Source organism: Bullifex sp. (genome assembly GCF_034103065.1).
In the GTDB taxonomy this organism is placed as follows: domain Bacteria; phylum Spirochaetota; class Spirochaetia; order Sphaerochaetales; family Sphaerochaetaceae; genus Bullifex.
In genome coordinates, this window is sequence record NZ_JAXEGN010000156.1 from 1 (window position 1) to 8,035 (window position 8,035).

11 protein-coding genes are annotated in these 8,035 nt (G+C 35.1%); 1 reads left to right on the forward strand and 10 read right to left on the reverse strand.

Features of this window, described 5'->3' with window-relative positions; genetic code table 11:
• The 7 genes from SOY52_RS06160 to SOY52_RS06190 form a co-directional block, all read right to left on the reverse strand.
• A partial coding sequence (locus SOY52_RS06160; RefSeq protein WP_320848095.1) for a carbamoyl-phosphate synthase domain-containing protein occupies positions 1-689 on the reverse strand: 689 nt, incomplete at its 3' end.
• Between the two features lie 186 nt (positions 690-875).
• Complete coding sequence (locus SOY52_RS06165; protein ID WP_320848096.1) at positions 876-1,595, reverse strand: DUF4097 family beta strand repeat-containing protein; 720 nt, start codon at positions 1,593-1,595, stop codon at positions 876-878.
• Positions 1,596-1,598: 3 nt separating this feature from the next.
• Positions 1,599-2,459, reverse strand: coding sequence for a DUF4097 family beta strand repeat-containing protein (locus tag SOY52_RS06170; protein ID WP_320848097.1), 861 nt, complete (start codon positions 2,457-2,459; stop codon positions 1,599-1,601).
• Positions 2,452-3,204 (reverse strand): hypothetical protein, encoded by a 753-nt coding sequence (locus SOY52_RS06175; protein WP_320848098.1) that lies wholly within the window; start codon positions 3,202-3,204, stop codon positions 2,452-2,454. Before SOY52_RS06175 ends, SOY52_RS06170 begins: the two co-directional genes overlap by 8 nt.
• 43 nt (positions 3,205-3,247) lie before the next feature.
• The gene (locus SOY52_RS06180; protein WP_276985261.1) at positions 3,248-3,655 is read right to left on the reverse strand and encodes a PspC domain-containing protein; all 408 of its coding nucleotides are present in this window, start codon (positions 3,653-3,655) and stop codon (positions 3,248-3,250) included.
• Entirely contained in the window at positions 3,639-3,983 is a 345-nt protein-coding gene (locus SOY52_RS06185) for a hypothetical protein (RefSeq protein ID WP_276997641.1), read from the reverse strand. Before SOY52_RS06185 ends, SOY52_RS06180 begins: the two co-directional genes overlap by 17 nt.
• On the reverse strand, positions 3,983-4,621 hold the full coding sequence (locus tag SOY52_RS06190; RefSeq protein WP_154426314.1) for a PspA/IM30 family protein: 639 nt from the start codon (positions 4,619-4,621) through the stop codon (positions 3,983-3,985). Before SOY52_RS06190 ends, SOY52_RS06185 begins: the two co-directional genes overlap by 1 nt.
• Before the next feature lie 191 nt (positions 4,622-4,812).
• Here SOY52_RS06190 and pspF point away from each other — a divergent pair, with 191 nt between their 5' ends.
• Positions 4,813-5,847, forward strand: a complete 1,035-nt coding sequence (gene pspF, locus SOY52_RS06195) for a phage shock protein operon transcriptional activator (RefSeq protein ID WP_320848099.1) — start codon at positions 4,813-4,815, stop codon at positions 5,845-5,847.
• On the opposite strand, the gene SOY52_RS06200 is transcribed toward pspF, so the two are convergent.
• The 3 genes from SOY52_RS06200 to SOY52_RS06210 form a co-directional block, all read right to left on the reverse strand.
• Complete coding sequence (locus SOY52_RS06200) at positions 5,836-6,738, reverse strand: nucleoside hydrolase (protein WP_320848100.1); 903 nt, start codon at positions 6,736-6,738, stop codon at positions 5,836-5,838. The genes pspF and SOY52_RS06200 overlap by 12 nt on opposite strands.
• Entirely contained in the window at positions 6,735-7,652 is a 918-nt protein-coding gene (gene pfkB, locus SOY52_RS06205) for a 1-phosphofructokinase (RefSeq protein ID WP_320848101.1), read from the reverse strand. The genes SOY52_RS06200 and pfkB overlap by 4 nt, the downstream gene beginning before the upstream one ends.
• 154 nt (positions 7,653-7,806) lie before the next feature.
• On the reverse strand, positions 7,807-8,035 hold a 229-nt coding region (locus SOY52_RS06210), incomplete at its 5' end, for a hypothetical protein (protein ID WP_320848102.1).

The window sequence follows — 8,035 nt, forward strand, 5'->3', positions numbered from 1 at the left end:
CCATTTGATAAGAACAATAAATCATATCCCTTATCGAGTACATCCTCAGCCTTGAAGGTAGGAGGAAATAGTGTTACAGCACAATTTCTTTGATATAAATCATCGATTATTGAGTATTTAATACCATAATCTACTACAGCAGCTTTTAATGTAGGATTTGTAGGAGGAGCAACAAAGCCTTCACTTAGCTCAGGTTCTTGTGTAACCTTATCAACAGCTACCTCACTAATTAGGTCTCTTTCTGTAATTTTAGGGAAGGTGGAAAGAATGTTATCTGCCTCTGCCTCCATACCATCAAGATAAATTACTCCATTTTGGCTTCCATTATCTCTTAGATGAAGTGTTAAGGCTCTTGTATCTATACCTTCTAATATAGGCTTATCGCCCTTACTCATATACTCTTCTAATGAGGTTTTTCCTTCAGGAAGTGGGCCTCTATATAGCTTTTTTACAATAAGAGCAGTAGCTTTAATACCACTGCTCTCCTTTTCATATTTATCAACACCATAATTGCCGATTAATGGATAAGTCATTACAACTATTTGTCCATTATATGAAGGGTCAGTTAGTATTTCAGGATATCCTGTCATTGATGTGTTGAAAACAACTTCTCCACATACATTAGCTTTTCCATGTAATATGCCGGAAAAAATAGTTCCATCTTTTAATTTTAGATATGCCTTTTGCACGTTAATTCCTCGTAAGTCCAAATTGACAGAAGAATATCAAAAATATGGTGTTTTCTGCAACAGAATTTATAAAAATTCAGCAAAATGCAACAAATATGTAAAAATATGCAACTTTATACCGTTAAAATACGATATTTTTGTATTTTACTTTGATAAAAAAGGAGCATCAAAAGATGCTCTCGTTAATTAATAGACCTTTACGCTCCCTGATACTGTTTCTGCATGTATCATTTTTTCAGAACTATTGCTTATTTCAATTTCCCCTAAACCATTTTGGTTATCATATTGCCAGGAGCCAGATACTGTTGTGAACTTAAAGCTACTATCACTATCCTCATTATCTAAAGCTAAGGAGCCTGAAACAGATTTTATTTTAATATCCTCTGCATGTGATTTAACATTAACACTTCCTGAAATAGTTTGTGCAGTAAAATCACTATCGGTTGAGCTTGTATATTCAATTGTACCGGATACAGAGTTTAGTAATACATCATCTGGCTTATTTGAGTCGGAACCAAATATTGAGCCCGATACACTATTTATTTCAATATCCTTTGCAGATAATTCATATGCAGATATAAACCCAGATACACTTTCAATCTTTATGCTATCTAAATTACGAGGAACTGTAATAAATGCCTTGTTTTTAGTTTTTATTGTATACTCTTCTCCCTTTGCTAGCTCCTTTGTGTTTCCATCAATTTTTATAAGTACCTTATTTATATCGTCCTCTACTATATTAATAGAGGAAACAGTTGATTTTATCTCAACGTCATCAAAGTCAAATGAAACATGTACTCTTGATGCTCTTGAATTAATAGAGCAGAAGGTTATGTTAAATGTCATCCAACAAATTGCTAATACAATTATTATAAAAATTATTCTTCTTTTAGAAAAAGCTATCATTTATTACCTCCTAATTACATTAATTGAGCCTGAAAGTGAGGATGCTTTAATAGAATACCCCTCTCTTCCATCCTCCTTATATTGTCCTTTACCGCTTCTACCAAATACTGTCCAATTACCTGTGGTTGATTGTAGTGTAAGAGAAAATCCCTTATCCTCGGTAGTTATATCAATATCTCCACTAGTTGTTGATAGATCACAGGAGTTAAAATCTGATAAAAGCTCTATATCTCCACTAATTGATCCAGCCTTTATACTTTGAACTTTACTTCTCTTTATTTCACAATCTCCGCTTGTTGAGTATGCTGTTAGCTTATCGCAGCTTGCATTATAAAGAGATACATCTCCACTAACACTTTTTGTAGTTATTTCATTTGCAGCAATATCTAATAGCTTAACATTGCCACTTACACTTTGAGCTTCGATAAGCCTTGCGCTAGCAAGTGATAGATCTAGATCACCTGCAACAAGTGATAGCTTAATTTTATCCAGCTCTCTTGGAAGGTAGAGTGTAATATATTTTAAATTCTTTGAATCACGCTCAATAGAAATATCCTCTGTTAGAGGGATTTCTTCTCCATCTAAAAGGGCAAATGGTTCATCTGTTGCTCTCTTAACTATAACATCTGCAGTAGGGGTTGATAGCTCAAAGGTATTATTATTTAGAGTAAGAGTTGTCTTAGTAAAGTTTTTAAAGACCTTATTTGAAAAGCCAGGATATTTCTTTTCTGCAATTAACCAAATTGCTATTATAGCTAATAGTAGAGCTGCTAATATTGAAATAGGCTTAAAAGGAACGAAGTAGCAAAGTAGAGCTAAAACTATTATTAATAAGAAAATTAAAGGTCTTGAAAATTTAATCATCGTTATCTCCTGAGATTCGAATGTTCCCACTATTTGTTTTAATTAATACTGTATTTTCGCTATCGATTTTATCTAAACCATCATCAATTTCTATAATTCCATTTTCACTTGAAGATACTATATGGCTATCTTGGTTAAGAGTTAAATCGATATTACCACTATCTGATTTAGCCTCTATAAATGCAGCAGTGGAATCAATTGTGATATCGCCTGAAATAGTTTCAGTCATAATGCTCTTAGCACTACTATTTATTATAGTAATAGGCTTGCTACTGCCTTTAACATAGAGTGTTGAAAAGCTAGATGAGGAAATTGTGCTTTCCTTAGCACTTAAAGACGCTTTATCGATATTAGCATCATCAAGCTCAAGGTTTGCTGCAGATAATACAAGCTGCTCAGCAGCTATATTATTTATGTAAACATTTCCACTACCATTTACGACTACAGTTTTAGCATTTTGTGGCAATGAAAGGATTACAGAGCTTTTAGCTTTAACATTAATTGTCGTGATAATATTTTCATTTAAATCTATATAATCCTCACCAAAACGCAATATTGCATAAGGAATATCCTCTCCCTTTATATATAAATCGTTTGATGAGAAATTAATCTCTATATTATTGTTTGCAACCTCAGTTGTAATATCGTATGAAGGCGTGTTAGCAGGTGCTATAAATCTTCTTACAAATAAAAGCATGCATACTACTATTAGAAGTAGTGTAAAGAACAGTTTTTTCTTATCCATTAGTTTTTCACTTGGAGCTGCTTAAACAGCTCCAAATCCTTATTTATTTTGTAGAATTAAAACGAGCATCCCAATCCTTTTCCTTATCAAACATCTCGTTTTCCATCTCTTCAACCTTCTTCTTTAGGTTTTCATACTCAGCTCTAAGGTCGTCATTACTCTTTTCTTCCTTAGCCTCGTAATAGTTAGCATCCTCGGCATCCTTGTAGATATGACCCTTATCGTAGTATTTCTTAAAGTTTGTCTGATAATCCTCTTCACTTGCAGGAAGACAAAGAGCAACGATTAAATAGATAATTGCTCCTGGAAAGAATCCAGTAAAAAGAATAGCTAAAAATACGATTAATCTAACTGGATCAGCTGGTAGGTCTCTCCATTCAGCAAGTCCTGTTGCAACTCCTAAAATTTTACCTCTTGGGCTTCTATACCATCTCTTAGTCATCTTTTTCATCCTCCGCACTTTGTTTTCTACTAGCCATTATGGTATCTATATTATCAATTCGCTCTTTTAAATCTGCGATTCCTCTTAAAAGCTCTTCTCTTTCCTCTGCCTCTGTGTTCTGGTGCACACCTAAGTCCTCATTAGCTTTTCCCTTTCGTGCATTCTTCTTTAGATCCTTTTTACTGATCCTTGAGTAAGTACCAGGTGCAACACCTGCTCTTAACTCCTGCATTCTGATCTCAGCCTCGAGCTTTCTCTTTTTTAGGTCAAAGGCTTTTTCGATTGCTGTAATAGCGATTAAGCTTCCAAATACTATTGCTACAATTATAACTGCCATTATTCTCTGCCTTTCTTAAGAGCCTCAAGCTCCTTCTCAATTTCATCCTGCTCCTCAAGCTCTCTAAACATATCAGCAGTTGTTTTAGCTGGCTTTGAAAGCTCATTCTCTGCTTTCATCTTATCGATGATGGATTCAAAGTCCTCAAAGTGTGCCTCTGTACTTCTTTTAAGGCGCTCATTTGCAAGGGCCTCAGCCTCAGCAGCTCTAGCCTTTTCCTGTAGGCTCTTAAGCTTAAGCTTTGCTTGGTTAAGCTTATCCTCTATTTGATTAATCTCAGTTTTTGATTGCTCAATAATCTCTGAGTAGTTATCTACATCCTTTAATAGAGTATTAAGTGTCTCAGTTTCCTTCTTCTTCTCAATCAGTGCATCTCTTGCTAAATCATCACGACCCTTATCAACTGCAAGCTCTGCTCTTGTCTGCCAACGAGAAATTAAAGCCTTCTGCTCTGCAATCTTTCTTTCAAGTCTGATCTTAGATGCCATCCTTGCTGCACAATTACTCTTTAGCTCAATGAGGGTATCTTCCATCTCCTGCATCATGAGCTTTAGCATCTTCTCTGGATCCTCTGCCTTATCTAATAGAGCATTTATGTTTGCATTAACAATATCTTTAAATCTTGAAAAAACTCCCATAGTTTCCTCCAAAATAAATTTACTTTTACGCTTTTTATATAAGCAAGAAGTGTGCCAACTTATATTATTGAATAATATCTTATTGTATTACAAGAAGATGGATTTTTACATTTTAAAATTTTTGTAAAAATAAATGGTTATTTTATTATTTTTTCTTGGTGAAAAATCCCACGTGTGGTAAAATCTCCCACATGGATAATATGCGGGATAGCCTTCAGAAGGGAATAGGTGAAAGTGATGTTTACTTGGAGTTTCAGGATAAACTATCAAAGGTTGCAAAGGTTGATAGAGCTGTCCTTATTATAGGAGAGCGTGGATCTGGTAAGGAGCTAGCAGTTCAGAGAATTCACTATCTCTCTCCAAGATGGCAGAAGAACCTAGTTGCTGTAAACTGCGCAGCGCTTCCTTCATCACTACTTGAGTCTGAGCTATTTGGCTATGAGCAGGGTGCGTTTACTGGAGCAACAAAGACTCGTAAGGGCCGCTTTGAGGAGGCTGAGGGCGGAACCCTTTTCCTAGATGAAATTGGGCTTATACCACTTGAGGTTCAGGAAAAGATTTTGCGTGTTGTTGAGTATGGAACCTATGAAAGAGTTGGCTCCTCTGTAACTCATGAGTGCAATGTTCGAATAGTTGGTGCAACTAATGCTGATTTATTAGAGTTATGTAAGCAGGGTAAGTTCAAAGAGGATTTATTAGATAGGTTAAGCTTTGAGGTACTCTTTATCCCACCTCTAAGAGAACGAGGTGATGATATTCTACTGCTTGCACAATACTTTGCTTCTAAGATGGCTTTAGAGTGTGGACATGATGGCCTTCCTGTTTTATCAGATGAGGTAGTAGAGGCTTTAATGAATTACTCTTGGCCGGGAAATGTTAGAGAGCTAAAGAATGTTATTGAGCGTGCAGTATATAGAAATGACTCATCATTAATAACAGAGGTAGACTTTAATCCTTTTAATAATCCATTTAAGAAAAAGGTAGTAGCTGTAGAGAAGAGTGAAGCGGTAGCTCCTAAAATAAAGGAAGAGCCAAAGAAGGCTTTGGGGTTAGAGGCAATGCCTCTTAAGGACTTTGCAGTAGCACAAAGCCAGCTTGATGTAATCTTTTTATCACGTGCATTAAATGAAGCTGGAGGAAACCAAAAGATTGCAGCAGAGTTGCTTGGCTTAACCTATGACCAATTTAGAGGGCTATATAGAAAATATAAGCACCTACTCAAATAGCTTTTGCCAAGAAGCCTTTAATTCCTTTTCAACACTAATATGATCAACAGCGATTGCGGCCTGCTTTATTGGTAAATTACTATTGTATTTTCCAATTACTCTACCTTGAGCTGTTACATATAATGGAATATTTAGAAATGTAAAATACTCTGGGTGAAGTATTGCACATACAGCTGATGGGTCATGCAGGTAGCAATATCCTACTTTATGAAAGTTAATGTAGAATTCTACCATACTCTTTATGAGATTACCCTTATAGCCATTCCATTTATTAATATCGCTAGGATACAGATGTGATTGCTGTGTAACATCAAGGCAAATCATTTTTAAGCTTATATTCTTTGAAAAAACAATACCTGCTCCAATTGGGTCCTTGTAATAGTTTGCTTCTGCTACCTCTGTAACATTACCCTCGACAGTTAATGCTCCTCCCATAGATATTATCTCATGCTCAACTTTAAGCACCTCAGGAAAACGCTCATATAGTGCTGCTATATTTGTTAGTGGTCCTGTTGGAACAATAGTGATATCTCCTGGATGAGCTAATATCATGTCACGAATAAATTTTATTCCATCGTCTTTTATTTCTCTGTTTGAGGAAGGAAAAGAAACATTCCCTAACCCATTTTTACCATGAATTAGTTGAACCTCTTCTTTTACTTTATAGCTTTCTTTTCCATATGGAGCAACTTGCCCTAAATAAACTGGAACATCATTTCTATCAAATAGATCTAAAATTGTTAGAGAGTTCCTTGCAGAAACTCTTGTTTCTACATTCCCAAAGACTGCTGTAATTCCAAGAAGATTTATTTCATCTCTCTTTGAAAGTACATAGAGTAGGGCTAGAGTATCATCAATACCTGTATCAAGATCTAGAATTACGTTTTTCATCCTTCATTTTCCATATTTGCTAATATTTCTCTCTGTTTTTCTTTCGTTGCAAGAAAGCCTGAAAAAGCTGTTGCACTTCCTGCTGCTATTCCATTTAAGAGTGAATAGTAATAATCATGAGTATCATCAAAAGCGCATAAGAAGCCTGCAACCATACTATCTCCCGCTCCAACACTATTTTTAACAATTCCCTTTGGAGCGCTATGAAAGTAAGTTTTCCCATCAAGTGTAACTAAAAGAGCTCCTTCCTCTCCAAGTGATACTAATACATTTTCTGCACCCATCTCTTGGAGCTTTCTTGAATAGTAGATTACATCCTCTTTACTATTAATGTCTTTATTGAAAATCATAGAAAGCTCTGCCTTATTTGGTTTTATTAAAAATGGCTTAAGACTTAGGGTTTGAGTTAAAAGCTCTCCCTCTGCATCAACAACACACTTTGCTCCAGCTTTATTTGCAATTTCAATTAGCTCTTTATAAACATTATTTCCAAGAGAGGAGGGTGCATTACCTGATAAAATTAGAAAGTCTTCCTTAGTTAAGGAGGTATAAAGTATATCTTTTAGTTTATTTAAATCTTCTTTAGTAAGAGCTGGTCCCTTTCCATTTATTTCAGTTTCTTCTCCACTTTTAAGCTTAACATTTATTCTAGTTGAGCCATTATTAACAGGTATCGAAATAAGCTCAACTCCATATTGCTTTACCATCTCCTTTAATGTGTTTCCTGTATATCCTGCTGTAAATGCAAAGGCCTTTGTTTCTTTACCAAGGTTTTTTAATACAATAGAAACATTGATTCCTTTTCCTCCTGGAACTATATATTCCTCTCTAGCTCGATTTAGTGAGCTATATTTAAAGCTATCGACAAAGATGATGTAATCAAGAGAGGGGTTAAAGGTGACTGTGTAATACAATTCTTTCTCCTTATAGAGGATTATAGAACAATTTTTATTCAAAAGATTTCTTATTTTCGGGAAAAATCCCTATAAAAGATTTTTAATTTTCGGGAATATTTTATTTATCTTTTATCCTAATTTATTTGACTATGTGCTTATAAAGAGAAGGAGCTTAGTTGCTCCTTCCTGTTAAGTACTCTATTAAATATGATGCTTGAGCTAGCTTTAGCTTTTCCTGTAGACGCTCTAGTCGACAGGTTGTTAGCTCTATCTTTGCATTCAATACATCTGCTTCTGATGCATTTCCATAGCTTTGAAGCAGAATTTTTTGTTCAACCTTTGATACTAAGGTTTCTTCCTTTAGATCAAGATAGCTAATCTTTGCAATCGCCATATCTTGA

Excerpts from the sequence above, each read along its gene's own strand:
- SOY52_RS06165 (WP_320848096.1), bottom strand. The coding sequence starts at position 1,595 with ATGATAGCTTTTTCTAAAAGAAGAATAATTTTTATAATAATTGTATTA.
- SOY52_RS06170 (WP_320848097.1), bottom strand. The coding sequence starts at position 2,459 with ATGATTAAATTTTCAAGACCTTTAATTTTCTTATTAATAATAGTTTTA.
- SOY52_RS06175 (WP_320848098.1), bottom strand. The coding sequence starts at position 3,204 with ATGGATAAGAAAAAACTGTTCTTTACACTACTTCTAATAGTAGTATGC.
- SOY52_RS06180 (WP_276985261.1), bottom strand. The coding sequence starts at position 3,655 with ATGAAAAAGATGACTAAGAGATGGTATAGAAGCCCAAGAGGTAAAATT.
- SOY52_RS06185 (WP_276997641.1), bottom strand. The coding sequence starts at position 3,983 with ATGGCAGTTATAATTGTAGCAATAGTATTTGGAAGCTTAATCGCTATT.
- SOY52_RS06190 (WP_154426314.1), bottom strand. The coding sequence starts at position 4,621 with ATGGGAGTTTTTTCAAGATTTAAAGATATTGTTAATGCAAACATAAAT.
- pspF (WP_320848099.1), top strand. The coding sequence starts at position 4,813 with ATGGATAATATGCGGGATAGCCTTCAGAAGGGAATAGGTGAAAGTGAT.
- SOY52_RS06200 (WP_320848100.1), bottom strand. The coding sequence starts at position 6,738 with ATGAAAAACGTAATTCTAGATCTTGATACAGGTATTGATGATACTCTA.